22 protein-coding genes (1 of these 22 cut by a window edge) are annotated in these 19,636 nt (G+C 66.6%); 19 read left to right on the forward strand and 3 right to left on the reverse strand.

Features of this window, described 5'->3' with window-relative positions; genetic code table 11:
* Positions 1–11 precede the first annotated feature (11 nt).
* From fliG to fliR, 12 genes are all read left to right on the forward strand, one after another.
* Positions 12–1,007 (forward strand): flagellar motor switch protein FliG, encoded by a 996-nt coding sequence (gene fliG, locus DACI_RS03220; protein ID WP_012202571.1) that lies wholly within the window; start codon positions 12–14, stop codon positions 1,005–1,007.
* Entirely contained in the window at positions 1,000–1,911 is a 912-nt protein-coding gene (locus tag DACI_RS03225; RefSeq protein ID WP_012202572.1) for a FliH/SctL family protein, read from the forward strand. Before fliG ends, DACI_RS03225 begins: the two co-directional genes overlap by 8 nt.
* Positions 1,901–3,343, forward strand: a complete 1,443-nt coding sequence (gene fliI, locus DACI_RS03230; protein WP_012202573.1) for a flagellar protein export ATPase FliI — start codon at positions 1,901–1,903, stop codon at positions 3,341–3,343. Before DACI_RS03225 ends, fliI begins: the two co-directional genes overlap by 11 nt.
* Before the next feature lie 65 nt (positions 3,344–3,408).
* A complete protein-coding gene (fliJ, locus tag DACI_RS03235; RefSeq protein WP_012202574.1) occupies positions 3,409–3,873 on the forward strand; it encodes a flagellar export protein FliJ in 465 nt (154 codons plus the stop codon).
* Between the two features lie 3 nt (positions 3,874–3,876).
* Positions 3,877–5,388, forward strand: coding sequence for a flagellar hook-length control protein FliK (locus DACI_RS03240; protein ID WP_012202575.1), 1,512 nt, complete (start codon positions 3,877–3,879; stop codon positions 5,386–5,388).
* A 253-nt stretch (positions 5,389–5,641) separates the two neighbouring features.
* Positions 5,642–6,217 (forward strand): flagellar basal body-associated FliL family protein, encoded by a 576-nt coding sequence (locus tag DACI_RS03245; RefSeq protein ID WP_012202576.1) that lies wholly within the window; start codon positions 5,642–5,644, stop codon positions 6,215–6,217.
* An 18-nt stretch (positions 6,218–6,235) separates the two neighbouring features.
* On the forward strand, positions 6,236–7,240 hold the full coding sequence (gene fliM / locus DACI_RS03250) for a flagellar motor switch protein FliM (RefSeq protein WP_012202577.1): 1,005 nt from the start codon (positions 6,236–6,238) through the stop codon (positions 7,238–7,240).
* Positions 7,230–7,661, forward strand: coding sequence for a flagellar motor switch protein FliN (gene fliN / locus DACI_RS03255; RefSeq protein ID WP_012202578.1), 432 nt, complete (start codon positions 7,230–7,232; stop codon positions 7,659–7,661). The genes fliM and fliN overlap by 11 nt, the downstream gene beginning before the upstream one ends.
* Before the next feature lie 10 nt (positions 7,662–7,671).
* Positions 7,672–8,007: a FliO/MopB family protein gene (locus tag DACI_RS03260; protein ID WP_012202579.1), complete on the forward strand. Its 336-nt coding sequence runs from the start codon at positions 7,672–7,674 to the stop codon at positions 8,005–8,007.
* Positions 8,000–8,785, forward strand: a complete 786-nt coding sequence (gene fliP, locus DACI_RS03265) for a flagellar type III secretion system pore protein FliP (RefSeq protein ID WP_012202580.1) — start codon at positions 8,000–8,002, stop codon at positions 8,783–8,785. Before DACI_RS03260 ends, fliP begins: the two co-directional genes overlap by 8 nt.
* A 27-nt stretch (positions 8,786–8,812) precedes the next feature.
* Complete coding sequence (fliQ, locus tag DACI_RS03270; protein WP_012202581.1) at positions 8,813–9,082, forward strand: flagellar biosynthesis protein FliQ; 270 nt, start codon at positions 8,813–8,815, stop codon at positions 9,080–9,082.
* A gap of 29 nt (positions 9,083–9,111) precedes the next feature.
* Complete coding sequence (gene fliR / locus DACI_RS03275) at positions 9,112–9,882, forward strand: flagellar biosynthetic protein FliR (RefSeq protein ID WP_012202582.1); 771 nt, start codon at positions 9,112–9,114, stop codon at positions 9,880–9,882.
* Between the two features lie 48 nt (positions 9,883–9,930).
* On the opposite strand, the gene DACI_RS03280 is transcribed toward fliR, so the two are convergent.
* Positions 9,931–10,560: a response regulator gene (locus DACI_RS03280; RefSeq protein WP_012202583.1), complete on the reverse strand. Its 630-nt coding sequence runs from the start codon at positions 10,558–10,560 to the stop codon at positions 9,931–9,933.
* A gap of 39 nt (positions 10,561–10,599) precedes the next feature.
* Positions 10,600–11,748, reverse strand: coding sequence for a hybrid sensor histidine kinase/response regulator (locus DACI_RS03285; RefSeq protein ID WP_012202584.1), 1,149 nt, complete (start codon positions 11,746–11,748; stop codon positions 10,600–10,602).
* 119 nt (positions 11,749–11,867) lie between these two features.
* Here DACI_RS03285 and DACI_RS03290 point away from each other — a divergent pair, with 119 nt between their 5' ends.
* The 7 genes from DACI_RS03290 (at position 11,868) to DACI_RS03320 (ending at position 18,408) form a co-directional block, all read left to right on the forward strand.
* On the forward strand, positions 11,868–12,314 hold the full coding sequence (locus DACI_RS03290; protein ID WP_012202585.1) for a hypothetical protein: 447 nt from the start codon (positions 11,868–11,870) through the stop codon (positions 12,312–12,314).
* Positions 12,315–12,366: 52 nt separating this feature from the next.
* Positions 12,367–12,729: a response regulator gene (locus tag DACI_RS03295; RefSeq protein WP_012202586.1), complete on the forward strand. Its 363-nt coding sequence runs from the start codon at positions 12,367–12,369 to the stop codon at positions 12,727–12,729.
* A 39-nt stretch (positions 12,730–12,768) separates the two neighbouring features.
* Positions 12,769–14,967, forward strand: coding sequence for a chemotaxis protein CheW (locus DACI_RS03300; RefSeq protein ID WP_012202587.1), 2,199 nt, complete (start codon positions 12,769–12,771; stop codon positions 14,965–14,967).
* 115 nt (positions 14,968–15,082) lie between these two features.
* Positions 15,083–15,571 (forward strand): chemotaxis protein CheW, encoded by a 489-nt coding sequence (locus tag DACI_RS03305; protein WP_012202588.1) that lies wholly within the window; start codon positions 15,083–15,085, stop codon positions 15,569–15,571.
* Between the two features lie 26 nt (positions 15,572–15,597).
* Positions 15,598–16,488 carry a CheR family methyltransferase gene (locus DACI_RS03310; RefSeq protein WP_012202589.1) on the forward strand — a complete coding sequence of 297 codons (891 nt, stop codon included), beginning with the start codon at positions 15,598–15,600 and terminating at the stop codon, positions 16,486–16,488.
* A 33-nt stretch (positions 16,489–16,521) separates the two neighbouring features.
* Positions 16,522–17,259 (forward strand): chemoreceptor glutamine deamidase CheD, encoded by a 738-nt coding sequence (gene cheD / locus DACI_RS03315; protein WP_012202590.1) that lies wholly within the window; start codon positions 16,522–16,524, stop codon positions 17,257–17,259.
* Positions 17,260–17,274: 15 nt separating this feature from the next.
* Complete coding sequence (locus DACI_RS03320) at positions 17,275–18,408, forward strand: protein-glutamate methylesterase/protein-glutamine glutaminase (RefSeq protein WP_012202591.1); 1,134 nt, start codon at positions 17,275–17,277, stop codon at positions 18,406–18,408.
* 75 nt (positions 18,409–18,483) lie between these two features.
* Here DACI_RS03320 and DACI_RS03325 read toward each other — a convergent pair whose 3' ends face one another.
* Positions 18,484–19,636, reverse strand: partial view of an ATP-binding cassette domain-containing protein gene (locus tag DACI_RS03325; protein WP_012202592.1) — the 3' portion only. 728 nt of this gene lie beyond the right edge of the window; 1,153 of the gene's 1,881 nt are visible here — the last part of the coding sequence; its start codon lies beyond the right edge, outside the window — the gene reads right to left on this strand; it ends in the stop codon at positions 18,484–18,486.

Below are 19,636 nucleotides of genomic sequence, written 5' to 3' on the forward strand. Positions count from 1 at the left end.
ATTGCTGAGATATGGACGAACGAGGCCTGAACGACGCCGCCATCTTGCTGGTCTCCCTGGGCGAGGAGGAAGCGGCCGAGGTGTTCAAGCACCTCACCCCGAAGGAAGTGCAAAAGCTCGGCGAGACCATTGCGCACATGCGCGGTGTCTCGCGCGAGAAGGTGGACTTCGTCATCAACCGCTTTGCCGATGACGCGGCCGCGCAAAGCCTGCTGGTGGACGACGCCAGCGGCTATGTGCGCTCGGTGCTCAAGCGCGCCCTGGGCGACGACAAGGCGGCGCTGCTGATCGACCGCATCCTGCAGGGCGGCGATGTCTCCGGCATCGAAAGCCTCAAGTGGATGGACCCGCTGTCCGTGGCCGAACTGCTGCGCGGCGAGCATCCGCAGATCGTGGCCGCCATCCTCGTGCACCTGGAGCACGAGCAGGCCGCTGCCGTCCTGATGCAGCTGCCCGAGCGTTTCCGTAGCGAAGTCATGCTGCGCGTGGCCACGCTGGAAGGCATTCAGCCGACCGCGCTCAAGGACCTCAACGAGGTGCTGTTCCAGGTGCTGGCCGGCGGCGACAAGATCCGCAAGACCTCGCTGGGCGGCGTCAAGACGGCGGCCGAGATGATCAACAACCTCGGCGGCAATGCCGACGTGGCCGTGCTGGACACCATCCGCAACTACGACCCAGACCTGGCTCAGAAGATCATGGACAAGATGTTCGTGTTCGACGACCTGGTCAAGCTGGACGACCGCTCGGTGCAGCTGGTGCTGCGCGAGGTGGTGTCCGAGACGCTGATCATCGCGCTCAAGGGCGGTTCGATGGAAGTGCGCGACAAGATTCTGGCCAACATGTCCATGCGTGCCGCCGAGTCGCTGCGCGAGGACCTGGAAGGCCGCGGCCCGATGCGCCTGTCCGAAGTGGAAGCGCAGCAAAAGGAAATCCTGAAGGTGGTGCGTCGCCTGGCCGAAGAAGGCCAGATCACCATCGGCAGCGGTGCGGAAGACAGCTATGTCTAACGGCATGAACTCGCGCTTCATCCCTTCCGAGGAGATCGACGAGCGCCAGGTGGTGCAGTGGCGCTTCGGCGCCGTGGACCACATGGGCGGCCTGAAAAGCCTGCCCAGCCTCGCGGGTCTGCCGGACATCCAGGGTGCGCCCGCCGCATCCGGTGCCCAGGCTGCGCATGGCGGCGCGGGCATGGCGCGCGCGCCTGCCTCCGCGTCGGGCTTTCACAGCCTGTCGCTGCCCGGACGCTCCGATGCGCCCCGGCTGGAGGCCGACTCCATGGTGCTGGATGTCGAAGCCGACACGCCGGGCGCCCCGGCCTCCACCGCCCCCGCAGTGGATGAGGAACAACTGCATGCCCTGCTGGAACAGGCACGCGCCGAAGGCCATGCCGAGGGCCTGGAGCAGGGCCGCCGGGAAGCCCAGCAGCAGTGGCAGCAACACATGGATGACTATGTCTCCGGCACGGGCCGCGAGACGGCGCAGCGCGTGGACGCGCTGCTGTCCGGCCTGGATGCCGGCTTCAAGCAGCTGCAGACGGATGCAGCGCAGGAACTGCTCAACCTGGCCTGCGACATTGCGCGCCAGGTGGTCCGCCAGGAGCTGCGCAGCCAGCCCCAGGCCCTGTTGCCCGTGGTGCGCGAGGCGCTGGACATGCTGGCCGCCGACGGCCGCGCCGCCACCGTGCGCCTGAACCCCGCCGACTTCGCCGTGCTGGACGAGGCGCTGCGCGCCGAGCATGGCGCCCAGTCCAAGGTGCAGTGGATCAGCGACGCCTCCGTCGCTCAGGGCGATGTGCGCGTGGAATCGGGCGGCGCCCAGGTCGATGCCGGCATGGACAAGCGCTGGCGCCGCGCCGTGGCCGCGCTGGGCCTGGTCTCCACCTGGTATGACGGAGAACGCGATGCCGGTTGACGCCCCGCTGGCCGACGCCGCCAAACTGACCCCCGAGCCTGCCGCCAGGCCCTGGCAGCAACTGCTGTCCAATGCCCGTGCCCGCCTGCAGGGCGACATTCCCCTGGAAACCCACGGCACGCTCACGCGCCTGACCGGCCTGGTGCTGGAGGCCACGGGCCTGCAGGTGCCCGTGGGCTCGCAGTGCTGGATACGCCAGCAGGGCCAGGACCCGGTGCTGGCCGAGGTCGTCGGCTTTGCCGGCGAGCGTGCGTTTCTCATGCCTGCGGGCGACATCCAGGGCCTGTCCAGCGGCGCCATCGTGACGCCGGCCGAACCCTTTGTCGCACCGCTGCGCTTTGGCGACGGTGTCGAGCCGCCCGTGTCCCTGGCGGCCGGCGTGCTGCGCCTGCCCATTGGCAGCGGCCTGCTGGGCCGTGTCGTGGATTCGCAGGGCCAGCCCCTGGACCATGGCGGCCCGCTGGCCGACGTGAGCGCCGATCTGCTGGACCGCAACCCCATCAACGCCATGGACCGCGACCCGGTGCGCGAGACGCTGGACACCGGCGTGCGCTCGCTCAACGCCCTGCTCACCGTGGGCCGGGGCCAGCGTCTGGGCCTGTTCGCGGGCTCGGGCGTGGGCAAGTCCGTGCTGCTGGGCATGATGGCGCGCTACACCCAGGCGGACGTGATCGTGGTCGGCCTGATCGGCGAACGCGGCCGCGAGGTCAAGGAATTCGTCGAAGACATCCTCGGCGCCCAGGACCGCAGCCGCGCCGTGGTCGTGGCCGCGCCGGCCGATGCGCCGCCGCTGCTGCGCATGCAGGGCGCCGCCTATGCCACGGCCATCGCCGAACATTTCCGCGACAAGGGCCAGCATGTGCTGCTGCTCATGGACTCGCTGACCCGCTATGCCATGGCCCAGCGCGAGATCGCCCTGGCCATTGGCGAGCCGCCGGCCACCAAGGGCTATCCGCCGTCGTGCTTTGCAAAGCTGCCGGCCCTGGTCGAGCGCAGCGGCAACGGCCTCAACGGCGTGGGCTCGATCACGGCCTTCTACACCGTGCTGTCCGAAGGCGATGACCAGCAGGACCCGATTGCCGACGCGGCGCGCGCCATTCTGGACGGCCACGTCGTGCTGTCGCGGGCGCTGGCCGAGTCGGGCCACTACCCGGCCATCGATATCGAGCAATCGGCCTCGCGCGTGATGCACAACGTGGTCTCGCGCGAGCACTTCGAGCTGGCACGGCGCTTTCGCGCTGTCTATTCGCGCTACCAGAAGGGGCGGGACCTGGTCCAGGTAGGCGCCTACATGGCGGGCTCGGACCCGCAGATGGATGAGGCGATACGCCTGCAGCCGGCCATGGCGGCCTTTCTGCAGCAAAGCATGTTCGAGTCGGCTTCCATGGACGAGAGCATCTCGGGCATGGCTGCCGCACTCGGTGGGCAGTGACGCGGCGACGCGGCACTGCCAAAACGCGACCAACGCGATAACGAACACAGGGAGGAAACCCCGGTATGTCGTCCTTGAATGCCTTGATGGTGGCCATCGATGCCGCGTCGCGAAAGCGTGACGAGGCGCGCCAGGCGGTGCAGGAGCGCCTGCGCTCGCAGCAGGCCGCGCAGACGCAAATGGAGCAGCTGCAGCACTATGTGCAGGAAATGCAGACGCGCTGGGGCGCGCAGGAAAACCAGTCCGTGCAGCCCGAGGTCATGTTCCACCAGTACCAGTTCATGGACCGCCTGCAGCACGCCATCGGCCTGCAGACGCGGGTGCTGGCCGACCTGGCGATCCGCCTGGAGGCCGCGCAAAAGGCCTTGATGGCCTGCGAGCTGCGGGTCAGCAGCCTGCGCAAGGTCGTCGAGGTGCGCCGCCGCGATCTGGCGCTGAGCCAGATGCGCCGCGAGCAAAAGGAGACCGATGAACGTGCGGCCATCCAGTTTTTCCGTCGCAGCTTCGGGCTGACATTCCAGGAGGCTTGACGCATGTCCACCAACCAGATCGAACAGCGCGCCGATGCGCGCAGCGCCATGCAGCGCGCCATGGAAGGCGTTCGCTCCGCGCGCGGCACGCAGCCGCCCTCCAACGACCAGGCCGCAGGCTTTTCTTCGTTGCTGGCGGCGATGGACGGCATTGGCGGATTGCCGGCGCTGGCCTCGGACGCCCTGGGCCAGGCCTTGGGCGAGGGCGGCAGTGCCGCTCTTTCCGCGCTGTCCAGCCTCAAGGGCGCAGCCAAGGACGGCCTGAAGGATGCCGCAGACCTGCTGGCCGATCCCGGCCTGGCGCAGGGCCTGCTGCAGCAGCCGCAACTGCCGCTGCAACCGCAGGCGGAGCCGACCGATATGACCCCCTCGGCGCAGGCCGATGCCATGGCGCTGGCTGCCAACGGCCAGGCGCCCTGGCTCAGCCTGGTCGGGCAGACCGCCCATCTGGACGGCAAGGGCGACCGCGACATGCTGCAGGGCGTGGCGGGCGACTGGCTGTCCGGCCGGGGCAGCGCCGCCATGATGGCCCTGCGCCAGGAGCAGGGCGCCGTGGCGCACGCGGCCTTCCTGGCACCGCAGTCCGCAGCCGGTGATGCCGCAGGCACGGCGCTGGCCACGGCCAGCGCCAATGCTGCGGCCCTGGCTGCCGCTGCGGACCCCAATGCAGCCGGGGCCCTGACCGATGGCGCTGCGCGCAGCACCCACGCACAGGCCCAGGCCGCCGATGTGCTGGCTGCCGTGCAGTCCGATGCGGCACTGACGGCCGCCGCCGCACGCACGGCAACCACCGCCCAGGCCACGCATGAACACACGCCCCAGGCCCTGGCGGCCGGTGTGCGGCAGGACGTGGCCCTGGCGTCGGGCATTGCGCTCAACGGCATGGCCGCAGTGCGGCCCGAAGAATGGCGCGGCCTGTTCGAGCGAGCCCGAGAGGGCGGCACCGCCTCCACGGAGTCGGCGGCGAACGGACTGCACGGCGTTGCGGCTGCCGTGGGCGCGGCCCATGCCGGCCAATCCCTGGGCCAGCAGGCGGCCGGCCAAAATGGCGCGGCCTTTGCCCAGCCCGACGCCCAGGCCCAGCCGGGCAACTCCACCGAGCGCGAGCAGCAGGTGTCCGAGCAGGTGGCCTTCTGGGTCCACAACAAGAACCAGAACGCCTCGCTGTCCGTGGAGCATGAGGGCCGGGCCATCCAGGTGCAGGTCAGCCTGCAGGGCAACGAGGCCCATGTGCGCTTTGGCGCCAGCGAAGCCCAGGCGCGGGACTGGCTGGGCAACGGTGCCGACCAGCTGCGCGAGCTGCTGCAGGCCCAGGGCCTGCAACTGGCCGGCGTCAGCGTGGATGCGGGCGGTCAGTCCGGCAGCGGCGATTCGGCAAGACAGGGGGCCGACGCCCAGGCGCGCCAGGGCCGCGTGAGCGCCATGGTCGATGCCGCCGGCGTCACGGGCGGCAATGGCGCCGCACAGGCCGGCGGTGGCCGCGCGGCAGCGGGCGGGGTGGATCTGTTCGTCTGATTCTTCCTGCGCTTCTTGAGGGGCGGCGCATGCGCCGTTTCAGGGTTTTCACAACAGGCCGGGTGGCGACAAGCTGTCCGGCCTGTGGCGTTTGAGGGCCATCAAGCCAGCGAGAAACCGGGGTTTCATGCGCTTATTCAGGCCATGGTCCGGGGTCCAATCGCCGAATAATTCCTGCCATGGGCCTGCTGCGTCATGGCGCCGCGCATGAAGCGCGTGCGCGTGGCGGTCCCGCTCACCCAGAGGAATTCCAGTGTCTGCCACACCCAATGCCGCCAACAATGCAGCTCCCGCCCCGGCCAAGGGCAAGAAGCTGATCGTGCTGATCGTCATCATTGCCGTCCTGGCCATAGGCGCGGCCGCTGCCTTCATCCTGCTGTCCAAGCGCCACAGCAGCGGCGATGAGGAAGAGGGCAGCGCCAGCAAGGCGGCCGTGACCGTGCCCACCTTCCTGCCGCTGGACAACCTGGTGGTCAATCTGTCCGATACGGGCGGCGACCGCTTCGTGCAGATCGGCATCACGCTGGAGCTGGCCGACGAGAAGACCGCCACCACGGTCAAGCAATACCTGCCCAGCATCCGCAACGGCATCCTGATGCTGGTGTCCCAGCGCACGGCCGAGGAACTGCTCGAGCGCGAAGGCAAGGAGCGCCTGGCCGCCGACGTGCTCAACGAAGTCTCGGCCCCGCTGGGCTACGGCAACCAGGCCAAGGCCAAGAAGCGCAGTCGCGACGAGGATGCCGAGGACGAAGACGGCGAGCGCCGCCGCTCCTCCGCTGGCAAGAACCCGGTGCGCCGCGTGCTCTTCTCCAGCTTCATCATCCAGTAACCGGGGAGGCCAGGCGCCATGAGCGATTCGTTTCTCTCCCAGGAAGAAGTCGATGCCCTTTTGGAGGGGGTGACCGGCGAGAGCCAGAAATCCACGACCGAGGAGGTCGAGGCGGGCATCATCCGCCAGTACGACATCTCCAGCCAGGAGCGCATCGTGCGCGGGCGCATGCCGACGATGGAAATCGTCAACGAGCGCTTTGCCCGCAACTTCCGCATCGGCCTGTTCAACTTCATCCGCCGCAGCCCCGAAGTGTCCGTGGGCACGGTGTCGGTGCAGCGCTACAGCGCCTTCCTGCGCGAGCTGGTGGTGCCCACCAACTTCAACATCGTCGCCATCCGTCCGCTGCGCGGCAGCGGCCTGGTGGTCTGCGACCCCTCGCTGGTGTTCGGTGTCATCGATACGCTGTACGGCGGCACGGGCCGGCTGCAGACGCGTATCGAAGGACGTGACTTCTCGCACACCGAGCAGCGCGTGATCAACCGCCTGGTCAACGTGATCTGCGAGGAATACAAGAAGGCCTGGCACGGCATCTATCCGCTGGAGCTGGGCTACCAGCGTTCGGAGATGCAGCCGCAGTTCGCCAACATCGCCACGCCCAGCGAAATCGTCGTGTCCACGGCCTTTCAGCTGGAGATCGGCGACATCTCGGGCTCCATCCACATCTGCATGCCCTATGCAACGCTGGAGCCCATCCGTGATGTGCTGTATTCCTCGACACAGGGCGACTCCATCGAAGTGGACCGCCGCTGGGTCAAGGTGCTCAAGCGCGAGATCCAGGCCGCCGAGGTGACCCTGGTGGCCGAGCTGGCACGTGCCGACGCCACGGTGGAGCAGCTGCTGGCCATGCGCCCCGGCGATTTCATCGAACTCGACCGCGAGCCGCTGATCCGCGCCTCCATTGGCGGCGTTCCGATTTTCGAGTGCCAGTACGGCACTCACAACGACAAGTACGCAATCCGCGTCGAGAACTGCCTGCGTGGCGCCGACGCTGGCTGGATGGGAGAAAACAATGGCAACTGAAGATACGCAAAAGCCCGCTGGCGATGATCCGTTCTCGGGCTGGGCAGAGGCATTGGACGAGCAGCGCGAGCGCGACGCCAAGCTGGAAGAGGAGCAGGGCGGCCCGCTGACGGGCGAGCCCGTGCGTCCCTACGCCGGTGGCGCCGATGTGCCGGTCAACGACATCAACATGGTGCTGGACATTCCGGTGCAGCTGTCGGTGGAGCTGGGCCGCACCAAGGTGCCGATCAAGTACATCCTGCAACTGGCCCAGGGCTCGGTGGTCGAGCTCGACGCACTGGCCGGCGAGCCCATGGACGTGCTGGTCAACGGCTACCTGATCGCCCAGGGCGAGGTGGTGGTGGTCAACGACAAGTTCGGTATCCGCCTGACCGACGTGGTCACGCCGTCCGAGCGCCTGCGCCGGGTCAGCCGTGGCTGAGAGCGCTGGCATGGGCCCGCTGTGGCCGACCCTGCTCACGGTGGTGGCCCTGGTCACGGCCATGGCCGCTCTGCCCTGGCTGCTGCGCCGCTTCCAGCAGCGCACGGCTGCGCTGCGCGGTGCCGCCGGCCTGCAGTCGCGGGTGCTGGGCGCCGTGGGCGTGGGCCCGCAGCAGCGGGTGGTGACGGTGGAAGTGGGCGAGGGCGCGCAGACCGTGCGTCTGGTGCTGGGCGTCACGGCGCAAAGCATCCAGTGCCTGCATGTGCTGCAGGCCCCGGCCCCTGCTGATTTTTCGGCTGCGATGGCGCAAGCGCGCAGCCTGCCTGCGGACGGTGCGAATGTCTGAATATTCCTGCAAGCGCCCGGCGCGCACGCTGAGCCAGGCCGCTGGCGCCGCAGCGCTGGCGCTGTGCTGCGCCACGCCCCTGGCCTCCTGGGCACAGGGCGCGCCCGCCAGCCTTCCGCTGGTCATCGGCCAGGGCAGCGGTGGCACCAGCTTTTCGGTGCCCATCCAGACCCTGCTGTTCTTCACGGCGCTGTCCTTCCTGCCGGCCATCCTTTTGATGATGACGGGCTTCACCCGCATCGTCATCGTGCTGTCGCTGATGCGCCAGGCGCTGGGCACGCAGTCGGCGCCGCCCAACCAGGTGATCATCGGCCTGTCGCTGTTCCTGACGCTGTTCGTCATGGGCCCCACCCTGGACCGCGTGTACCAGGAGGCCTACGTGCCCTACACCACGAATGCCGTGACCTTCGAGCAGGCCATTGAGAAGGCCGAGGCGCCCATGCGCGACTTCATGCTCAAGCAGACGCGCCAGTCGGACTTTGCGCTGTTCGCACGGCTGGCCAAGCTCGATGCAGGCGTCACCAGCGAGACCGCACCGCTGCGCGTGCTGGTGCCCGCCTTCGTGACCAGCGAGCTGAAGACCGCGTTCCAGATCGGCTTCATGATCTTCATCCCCTTCCTGGTCATCGACATGGTCGTGTCCTCGATCCTGATGTCCCTGGGCATGATGATGCTGTCGCCCGTGCTGGTGGCCCTGCCGTTCAAGCTCATGCTCTTCGTGCTGGCGGATGGCTGGAACCTGCTCATAGGCTCGCTGGCGGCCAGCTTCGCCGTCTAGCCCCGCTCTTTCTTTGGAAATCCTTCCATGACCTCCCAATACGTGCTCACCTTCGGCCGCGAGGCACTGACCTTGCTGCTCATGATCTCCATGCCCGTGCTGGGCGTGGTGCTGGCCGTGGGCCTGGCCGTCAGCGTCTTCCAGGCGGTGACCCAGGTGCATGAGGCCACGCTGGCCTTCGTGCCCAAGCTCATCTCCGCCGTGCTGGTGTTTGCCATTGCCGGTCCGTGGATGCTGAGCACGCTGGTGGACTTCATCCGCCGCACCATCGAGACCATTCCGCAGGCGGTGGGCTGAGCCCTTCGCCGCGCACTGGAAACGCCACTGTGATCACCTTCAGCGAAGCCCAACTGGTGGCGTGGCTGTCGCCCGTTCTCTGGCCGTTTCTGCGCGTGCTGGCCATGTTCTCCGTGGCCCCCGTGTTCTCGCAGCGCGTCATTCCCATGCGGCTGAAGATCGGCCTGGCCTTCCTGGTCGCGGTGTGCGCGCAGCCCGTGCTGGGCGACCAGCCCGTGATCGGCATCAACTCGCCGCAGGCGCTGGGCACGCTGATACAGCAGGTCGGCGTGGGGCTGGCCGTGGGCTTTGCCGTGCGCCTGGTGTTTGCCGCCGTGGAGGTTGCGGGCGAGGTGGTCGGCCTGCAGATGGGCCTGAACTTCGCCAGCTTCTTCGATCCGACCACGAATGCCCAGCTCAGCGCAGTGGCGCGCTTCATGGTCCAGATTTCCACGCTGCTGTTCATCGTCATCAACGGGCACCTGCTGGTGCTGATGGCCGTGCTCAAGAGTTACGAGGCGTTTCCTGTGGACGGCAGCTTCCTGCAGGCCATCAACCAGATGCGGCTGCACGAGATGGGTGCGGCGGTCTTCGCCAGTGCCTTCTGGATCGCCCTGCCCATGGTCGCCATGCTGCTGTTCGTGAACCTGGTGCTGGGCATCATTTCGCGCGTGGCACCGCAGATGAACATCTATGCCGTGGGTTTTCCGGTCACGCTCACCGTGGGCCTGACGGGATTGATGGCCACGCTGCCGCTGCTCGAGCAGCCCCTGGTCGCCTTGCTGCAGCGCGGCATTGCGGTATTTGGCACTTCAATGTAAGCAGTTGTGAAAAACAACAGATTTACAGGCCTGTCGGCCGCAAAAGCCTCAGATCAGCTGGTTGTGGATGGCGTAGGCCGTGAGTTCGGCATTGCTGCTCATCTGCAGTTTTTCCAGCACGCGCGCCCGGTAGACGCTGACGGTCTTGGGGCTGAGCATCAGCTCGGTGGCGATGTCGGTCAGCCGCTGGCCGGCCGCGATCTTGATCAGCGTCTGCAGCTCGCGCTCGGACAGGCTTTCATGCGGCACCTGGGGTGCGGGCTGGGCCAGGCTGTCGGCCAGCATCTGGGCCACTTCGGACGTCAGGTACTTGCGCCCCGTGGCCACGGTGCGCACCGCCTCGATCAGCAGCACCGGGTCGCCTGCCTTGTTGGCGTAGCCCTGCGCGCCCGCCTTCAGGCAGCGCAGCGCGTACTGATCCTCGGGGTACATGGAGACCATGAGCACCTTGATCAGCGGATGGGTTTCGCGCACGCTGGCCAGGGCTTCCAGGCCACTGCGGCCGGGCATGTTGATGTCCAGCAGCAGCACGTCGCAGGTGGCGGTGCGCAGCTGTTCGCGCAGCTCGGCATAGCTGCCTGCTTCGGCGGTGACGCTGATGTCCACTGCCTCGGCCAGGGTGTCACGGATGCCCCGGCGCAGCACCGCATGGTCGTCGCACAGCACCACGTGGATCAAAGTCGGCCTCCTGGAAAAAGGGTCACGCCGCCATGGCGTTCAGCATTCATTGCCCGGGATATTAGGGCAAGTGCCGCCATCGTCCAGCGGAATGGAGACGATGACCGAGGTTCCTCGCCCGGCTTGACTGCTGACATCCAGCCAGCCCCGAACGGTGCGCGCACGCTCGCCCAGACCGCGCAAACCGAAGGATTCGGGCTTGTCGCGCGCGCCTTCGGCCAGGCCCACGCCGTCGTCCGTCACCTCCAGCGTGAGAAAGCCTTCGCGGTCCGAGAGATCGATGTCCACATGGCGCGCCTGGGCATATTTGCCGACGTTGGTCAGCGCCTCCTGGGCCGTGCGGTAGGCCACGACCTGGATGTCGGGCGCGATGTCCATGCTCTCGCGGCTGCTGCGCACCCGGGTGGGCACGCCCGTGCGGCGCTCGAAATTCTCGGCCAGCCATTGCACGGCGGCCACCAGTCCCTGGTCCAGCACGGGCGGGCGCAGGTTCATCATGATGCGCTGGCTTGCACCCAGCGCATGCTCCAGCATTTCCAGCGCGGCCAGCGCATGCTCGCGCAGTCCGCCCTCGGGCGCATTGCGCGCAATCCAGGCCACATCGAACTTCACCGAGGTCAGCGAGCCGCCGATGTCATCGTGGATCTCGCGGGCAATGCTGGCGCGCTCGCGCTCGGTGGAGGTCTGCAGATGCTCGGTCAGATCGGCCAGGCGCCGCTCGGACGCCGCCAGCTCGGCCGCCGCGCGGCGGCGTGCCAGGCGGGCCTCGTGCACTTCCAGCGCATGCGAGACCACATGGGGCAGGCGCGTGATGTGGTCCTTGAGCAGGTAGTCGCTGATGCCCTCGCGCATCACGTCCACGGCGGCCGACTCGCCGATGGCGCCCGACAGCAGCACAAAGGGCGGATGCCCGGGCTGGCGGCGCACCAGCTCCCAGGCGTCCAGCGCCGTGAAGCCGGGCAGGTGGTAGTCGGCCAGGATGAGGTCGAATGCCTGGCTCTGCAGCGCGGCTGCGGCATCATCGAGCAGGTCGACCGCGACAATCTCGCAGACCAGTCCGCCGCGCAGCAGGCTCAGCCGCGCCAGCGCCTGGTCGGCCGCCGAATCCTCGATGTGCAATATGCGCAAGGGCTTGTGCGGTGGTCTGGCATCCCCGGGGGCGCTATCATGAGATACATTTTGGAACATAAATGCAAGTGGTCGTGTATATCAAGGGATGCGCTGCATTCCTGGGGACGATTGACAAGGGCTGGCCATGCTGCAGAGCATGGCGAACATTGGGCTGAAACGCTGGTGGTGGAGTAACAATGCAGTCAATGCACAAGCCTTCGGGCGAGCCTGCCGTCCCCATGCCCGTCATGGTGGCCGCAGACCTGCAGGATGCCTTGCTGGTGGCGATGCGCGATCTGCAGCGCCTGGAAGGCCTTCTCAATCATGCAACGCAGAACCTGCTGGACCGTTTCGACGAGACCCACGGCCAGCTGGCCGGTGAGGCGCTAGGCGCCTTGCCCGAGCTGGACGCCGCGCGGTCCACGCTTCGGTTGGCGGTGACCGAGTTGCAGTTTCACGACATGTCCTCCCAGTTGATCGCCCATATTACGAAGATTTTGCAAGGCTGCGCGTTCCAGTTGGCCGCAGCCACCATGGGCGTGGACGAGGGGGAGGACGATTCCCTGGGCCTGCCGGCGATACCCGACCGGCCCAATCCCGTCACGCAAAGCGAGATGGATGCTGGCTCGGTCGAGCTGTTCTGACGGCTGACCATGCACTCTTCTACCTTTTATTGCCCGTCTGTTGGAGCTATACATGCGATCGATTCTGGCTGTTGATGATTCCCCCTCGATGCGAAAGATGGTGGCGTTCACCCTCGCAGGGGCGGGATTTCGCGTTGTGGAGGCGGTTGACGGCGTGGATGCGCTCGAGAAGGCACAGCTCGAACAAGTCGACCTGGTGCTGGCCGACCAGAACATGCCGCGTCTGGATGGCATCGGCCTGACCCGCAAGCTGCGCGAAGACCCCAAGTTCCAGAACACGCCGATTCTCATTCTCACCACCGAATCCAGCGACCAGATGAAGCAGGCCGGACGCGCCGCGGGCGCCACGGGCTGGCTGGTCAAGCCCTTCGATCCAAACCGTTTGATCGAAGTCATTCAGAAAGTAATGCGTTGAGCCGATAAGTACGGGCAACAGGAAACAGCAGGACCAAAGATGGCGGATCTACACCAGGATGGGGCAGGAGCGGGCGCAGACTTCGACCTGAGCCAGTTCTATCAAATCTTCTTCGAAGAAGCGGCCGAGAACCTCGACCAGATGGAGCAGATGCTGCTGAATCTGGATCTGTCAGCGGCCAATGACGAGGAACTCAACGGCATCTTCCGATGCGCGCACTCGATCAAGGGCGGGGCGGCCACCTTCGGCTTTGCCGACGTGACCGAGCTGACGCACCGCATGGAGTCGCTGCTCGACCGGCTGCGCCGGCACGAGATCACACCGATTCCGGAGATGGTCGATGTGTTGCTGGAGTCGGCTGATGCCAGCCGCAGCCTGCTGGCACGCCACCAGGCCGGCAACGAGGGCGAGGCCCTGTCCACCACGGATCTGGTGGCACGCATCGAGACGCTGGCGGAAGGCCGCAGCGCCGTACCTGCAGCGGCAGTGCCGGCTCCCGCACCGACCCCGGCTCCAGCCCCTGTGGCTGCGCCAGTGCAGGCTCCGGCCCCGGTTGCTGCAGCGCCTGTCTCGGGCGGCGCCGTCGGCACGGCACCCAGCAGCGGCGGACGTTCGCTGCATATCCTGATCGGTCCGCTGGAGCGCCTGGAGATGGCCGAGGCCATCAAGGAGCTGTTCCGCGACATTCCCGGCCTGGGACGCATCGAGGACCTGGCCTGCGATCAGCCGCAAAGCCGCCTCTTTGACGTGCAGACCTCGTCCACCGACGACGACCTGCTCGATCTGTTCGCCTTCCACGTGGCCAAGGAGCAGGTCCGCATCACGGCGGCCGGAGCCCCTGCCGAGGCAGCACCCGCAGCGGTGGCGGCGCAAGCCCCGGCCGCTGAAGAGCATGCGCACGACCCCGATGCCGCCCTGGCCTCGGCCGCCATCCCGCCTGCCGATGAGGCCTATGGCTTCTTCAACGGCGCACCCGGCATGCCCCAGGCCGATGGCGCGCAGGCCATCCAGCCGGCCGGCGCCGTGGCCAAGCCCGCCGCCAAGACGGCGGCCCAGACGCAGCAGGCGCAGATGGAGTCCACCAGCATCCGCGTGTCGGTGGCCAAGGTCGACCAGCTCATCAACCTGGTGGGCGAGCTGGTCATCACCCAGGCCATGCTTGCGCAAAACAGCCATGGACTGGACGCATCGGCCTACCAGCAACTGCTGGCAGGCCTGGCCGACCTGGATCGCAATACGCGCGATCTGCAGGAATCGGTGATGTCCATCCGCATGATTCCCATGTCCACCGTGTTCAGCCGTTTCCCGCGCATGCTGCGCGACCTGGCCGGCAAGCTGGGCAAGAAGATCGACCTGATCACGCTGGGCGAGGCCACGGAGCTGGACAAGGGACTGGTCGAAAAGATCACCGACCCGCTGACCCATCTGGTGCGCAACAGCGTGGACCACGGCATCGAAATGCCCGAGGACCGCCTGGCGGCCGGCAAGTCCGAGCACGGCACGCTGACGCTGGCAGCCTCCCATCAGGGCGGCTCCATCGTCATCGAGGTGCGCGACGACGGGCGCGGCATGAACCGCGAGCGGATTCTGCAGAAGGCCCGCGAGCGCGGCATGGATGTCTCGGACAACATGCCCGATCAGGAGGTCTGGCAGCTGATCTTCGCGCCGGGCTTCTCCACGGCCGACGTGGTCACCGACGTGTCCGGGCGCGGCGTGGGCATGGACGTTGTCAAGCGCAATATCGCGGCGCTGGGCGGCTCGGTCGAGATCGAGTCCACCCAGGGCAAGGGCATGCGCGTGGCCGTTCGCCTGCCGCTGACCCTGGCCATCATGGATGGCATGTCGGTCGGCGTCAGCGACGAGGTCTACATCCTGCCGCTGTCCTCGGTGGTCGAGTCCTTCCTGGTCAAGGCCGAAGACGTCAACACCGTGGCCAACGGCACGCAGCTGGTCAAGGTGCGTGACGAGTACATGCCCGTGTTCGCGCTGGAAAAGACCTTCCGCGTGCCGCGCAGCGACACCAGCCAGTCCAGCAACATCATGGTGGTGGTCGAGTCCGACGGCAGCCGCGTGGCCTTGCTGGTCGACGAGCTGCTGGGCCAGCACCAGGTGGTGGTCAAGAACCTGGAATCGAACTACCGCAAGGTGCCCAACGTTTCGGGCGCCACCATCCTGGGCGATGGCACGGTGGCGCTGATCCTGGACACCGGCGCGCTGGTGCGTCGTGCACGCCACTGAACGGGACAGGGATACCTGACCACAATCGACGGCGCCGCAGGCAGTGCCTGCGCGCCGCCAAGAAACCATGGCCTGCGCCACCACGGCGCGGGCCCGACAGTTGAGGAGCTGAGCAATGAGCGTGATCGCTAAGACCGCAGAAGGCGTCGCCACCGGCGCGCGCGAGTACCTGACCTTCCGCCTGGACCAGGAGGAATACGGCATCGACATCCTGAAGGTGCAGGAAATCCGCGGCTACGAGCCGCCGACCCGCATCGCCAATGCGCCGGAATTCATCAAGGGCGTGGTCAATCTGCGCGGCACCATCGTGCCCATCGTGGACATGCGGCTGAAGTTCAACTGCTCCCAGGTGGAATACAACAGCTTCACCGTCGTCATCATCCTGAACCTGCGCAACCGCGTGGTGGGCATCGTGGTGGACTCGGTCAGCGACGTGATGGAACTGGCTCCCGAAGCAGTGCGCCCCGCGCCGGACATCGAAAGCGCCATCGACAGCGGCTGCATCCTGGGCCTGGGTTCCGTGGGCGAGCGCATGCTCATCCTGCTGGACATCGAAAAGCTCATGAACAACGTGGACATGGGCCTGGTCGCCTCGGTCGACTGAGACCCGTTCTTGCACTGAGCGCCCTCATGCGATCCGGCTCATCCAATGCGGCACTGGCCGCACGTCCCGTCGCCGACGACGGGGATGCCAACGGGCCCCTGGCCCAGGGGCGCGAATTCGAATGGTCGTCGCGGGACTTTGCCCGCGTACAGGCGCTGATCTACCAGCGGGCCGGCATCAGCTTGCACGATGGCAAGCACGCCATGGTCTACAGCCGCCTGTCGCGGCGCCTGCGCGAGACGGGCTACGACAGCTTCTCCACCTACCTGGACTGGCTGGAGTCGCAGTCCGACGGCGTGGAGTGGCAGGAGTTCGTGAACGCGCTGACCACCAATCTCACGGCGTTCTTTCGCGAGCAGCACCATTTCGAGATCTTTGCCCAGCATCTGCGCAGCAAGCCGGCCGGCACGGCCTGGAAGGTCTGGTGCAATGCGGCCTCGACCGGGGAAGAGCCTTACTCCATCGTCATGACGGCGCTGGAAGCGCTGGGTGCCACGCCCAGCTTTCAGCTGCAGGCCAGCGACATCGACTCGCGCGTGCTGGACACGGCATCGGCCGGCGTCTACCGCGCCGAAAGCATCAAGGGCATGAGCGCCGAGCGCCTGCACCGCTTTTTCCTGCGGGGAAAGGCCGGCAATGCAGGCCTGGTGCCCGTCAAGCCCGAACTGCGCCGCCTGGTGGAGTTTCTCAACGTCAACCTGATCCGTGACGACTGGCCGTTCCGAGACCCCTTCGACGTGGTCTTCTGCCGCAACGTGATGATCTACTTCGACGCGGCCACGCAGCGCCGCGTGCTGGAGCGCATCCACCGCGTGATGAAGCCCGGTGGCCTGTTGTTCGTCGGGCATGCCGAGAACTTCAGTGAATCGCGCGATCTGTTCACGCTCAAGGGGAAGACCGTCTATGAGCGCCGCTGACGCAGGTCCTGCCGCACGCCAGGGGGTGCTCCCATGATCGGAGACCGCCCTGCCTTCGCACCGCCACCGGCGCCCTCGGAGCGTCGCCGGATGCCGCGCATCAACAGCTATACCGCTGCAGACTATCCGGCGCCGGGCGATCCGGTGCCGCGTTCCTCGCTGGAGCAGCTCAAGCGCCAGCAGCGCTACCCTGGCGAGGCTTCGTTCTTCTATTACGACCCGCATTTCCAGCACAACGCCGTCAAGGTGCTGCCCGGCGAATACTTTGTCTCCAACGAGGACGTGATCCTGGTCACCGTGCTGGGCTCTTGCATCTCGGCCTGCATCTGGGACCGCACCATGCGCGTGGGCGGCATGAACCATTTCATGCTGCCCGACGGCGACTCTGCCGATGCATCGGGCCGCTACGGCTCGTACGCCATGGAGTTGCTGATCAACGAAATGCTCAAGCTCGGTGCCCGGCGCGAGTCGCTGCAGGCCAAGATCTTCGGCGGCGGGCAGGTGATGCACAACTTCACCACCATGAACGTGGGCGAACGCAATACCGCCTTCGTCACGCAGTACCTGCAGACCGAACGCATCCCCATCGTCTCGGAGGATGTGCTGGATATCTACCCTCGCAAGGTGGTGTTCTTCCCCGCCAGCGGCAAGGCCATGGTCAAGCGCCTGGCACATGCCCATCCGGAGGAGCTGGTACAGCAGGAATTCACGCGCGGCAATGCAGCCGTCGTGGCACGCAATACGGCAGGCGGCTCGGTCGACCTGTTTTGAGGAAGGTTCAAAGGAATGGACAGGAAAATCAGGGTGATCGTGGTGGACGACTCTGCGCTGGTGCGCAGTCTGCTGTCCGAGATCATCAATCGCCAGCACGACATGGAATGCATCGGCTCGGCCAATGACCCGCTGATCGCACGCGAAATGATTCGCGAGATGAACCCCGACGTGATCACGCTCGATGTGGAAATGCCGCGCATGGACGGCATCGACTTCCTGGGCCGGCTCATGCGCCTGCGCCCCATGCCGGTGGTCATGATCTCCACGCTGACCGAACGCGGCGCCGAGGTCACCATGCGCGCACTGGAGCTGGGCGCCATCGACTTCGTGGCCAAGCCGCGCGTGGGTGTCTCCAACGGCCTGCAGGAACTGGCCGCGCAGATCGTGGACAAGATCCGCGTTGCTGCCGTGGCCCAGGTACGGCGTCTGCCGGTCGCTCCCCGCAGTGCCGCCTCTGCCGCAGGCAGCGCGGCAGCGCCGGTCGCTTCCTCTGCAGGTTCGGCCGTGCCGCGCCAGGCTGCACCGACGTCGCTGCTGGGGCGGCTTTCCACGGAGAAGCTGGTTGCCATCGGCGCCTCCACGGGTGGCACCGAGGCCATCCGCGAAGTGCTCACCCATCTGCCGGCCGACTGCCCGGCCATCGTCATCACCCAGCACATGCCGCCGGGCTTCACCACCAGCTTCGCGGCCCGGCTCAACAGCCTGTGCCAGATGACCGTGAAGGAAGCGCAGCACGGCGAGCGCCTGCTGCCCGGTCATGCCTATATCGCCCCGGGTGGCAAGCACTTCTCCGTGCAGCGCAGCGGCGCCAACTATGTCGCCGTGGTCGATGACAGCCCGCCGGTGAATCGCCACAAGCCTTCGGTCGAAGTGCTGTTCAAGTCGGTGGCCGTCTGCGCGGGCCGCAACGCCTACGGCATCATGCTCACCGGCATGGGCGCCGATGGTGCGGTCGCCATGCGCGAAATGCGCGATGCAGGCAGCTACAACCTCGTGCAGGACGAGGCCAGCTGCATCGTCTTCGGCATGCCGCGCGAGGCCATCGCCCACGGCGCTGCCGACGAAGTGCTGCCCCTCAACCAGATCGCCGCCGCCTTGCTGGGCAAGCTGCGCATAGGTTCGGACCAGGTGCACCACCGCATCTGAGCGCAACGGCCTGCTCTGGCGGCCTCCATGAAAAAAGAGCGCATGGCGCTCTTTTTTTTCAGTTCGACACGGTGCTTACTCGGACAAGGCGCTCCAGCGCTCCAGCGCCTCCATCAGCTGCTCATCGATCTCGCCATCGCGCTGGTGCAGCTGAACGGCGCGGGAGTTGTCGTTGGCATACAGCGAGCCGTCGGCCAGGGCCTCGCGAATGGATTTCTGCTCCGCCTCCAGCGATGCAATGGTCTCGGGCAACTGATCGAGCTCGCGCTGCTCCTTGTAGCTGAGCTTGCGCTTGGGCTTGCTGTCGCTGCGCACCGCCGTCGGCTTGGCGGCCTCTTCCTTGGCAGGCTTGGGCTGTGCAGCCTCGGCCAGATCCTGGCTGCGGCGCGACTGGTCCAGCCAGTCCTGCACGCCGCCTTCGTATTCGCGCCACTTGCCCGGCCCTTCCCAGGCAATGGTGCTGGTGACCACGTTGTCCAGGAAACTGCGGTCATGGCTGACCAGGAACACCGTGCCGTCGTAGTTCTGCAGCAGGTCTTCCAGCATCTCCAGCGTCTCGATATCGAGGTCGTTGGTCGGCTCGTCCAGAACCAGCACATTCGCGGGGCGGGCAAACAGGCGCGCCAGCAGCAGGCGGTTGCGCTCGCCGCCGGACAGTGAACGCACAGGAGAGTGAGCGCGTGCCGGAGAGAACAGGAAATCCGACAGATAGCTCTTCACGTGCTTTTTCTGGTTGCCGATCTCTATCCACTCGCTGCCGGGGCTGATGAAGTCCTCCAGCGTGGCATCCATATTGATCTGGTGCCGCATCTGGTCGAAGTAAGCCACCTGCAGATTCGCACCCAGCCGCACGTTGCCGCTGTCAGGCGCCAGTTCGCCCAGAATCATCTTGAGCAGCGTCGTCTTGCCGGCACCGTTGGGCCCGATCAGTCCCACCTTGTCACCGCGCAGGATGGTGGCGCTGAAATGCGAGACGATCTGCTTGTCGCCAAAGGACTTGGCCACATCGGTCAGCTCGGCCACGATCTTGCCCTGGTAGCCATCGCCCCGGCCCGAGGCAATGTCCATCTTCACCCCGCCCAGCACATCACGGCGGGCAGCGCGGTTGGCCCGCAACTGCTCCAATCGGCCGATGCGGCTCTGGCTGCGCGTGCGGCGCGCCTCCACGCCCTTGCGTATCCACACCTCCTCCTGGGCCAGCAGCTTGTCGGCCTTGGCGTTGATCACG

The sequence above is a fragment of the Delftia acidovorans SPH-1 genome (assembly GCF_000018665.1).
Taxonomy (GTDB): Bacteria; Pseudomonadota; Gammaproteobacteria; order Burkholderiales; family Burkholderiaceae_C; genus Comamonas; species Comamonas acidovorans.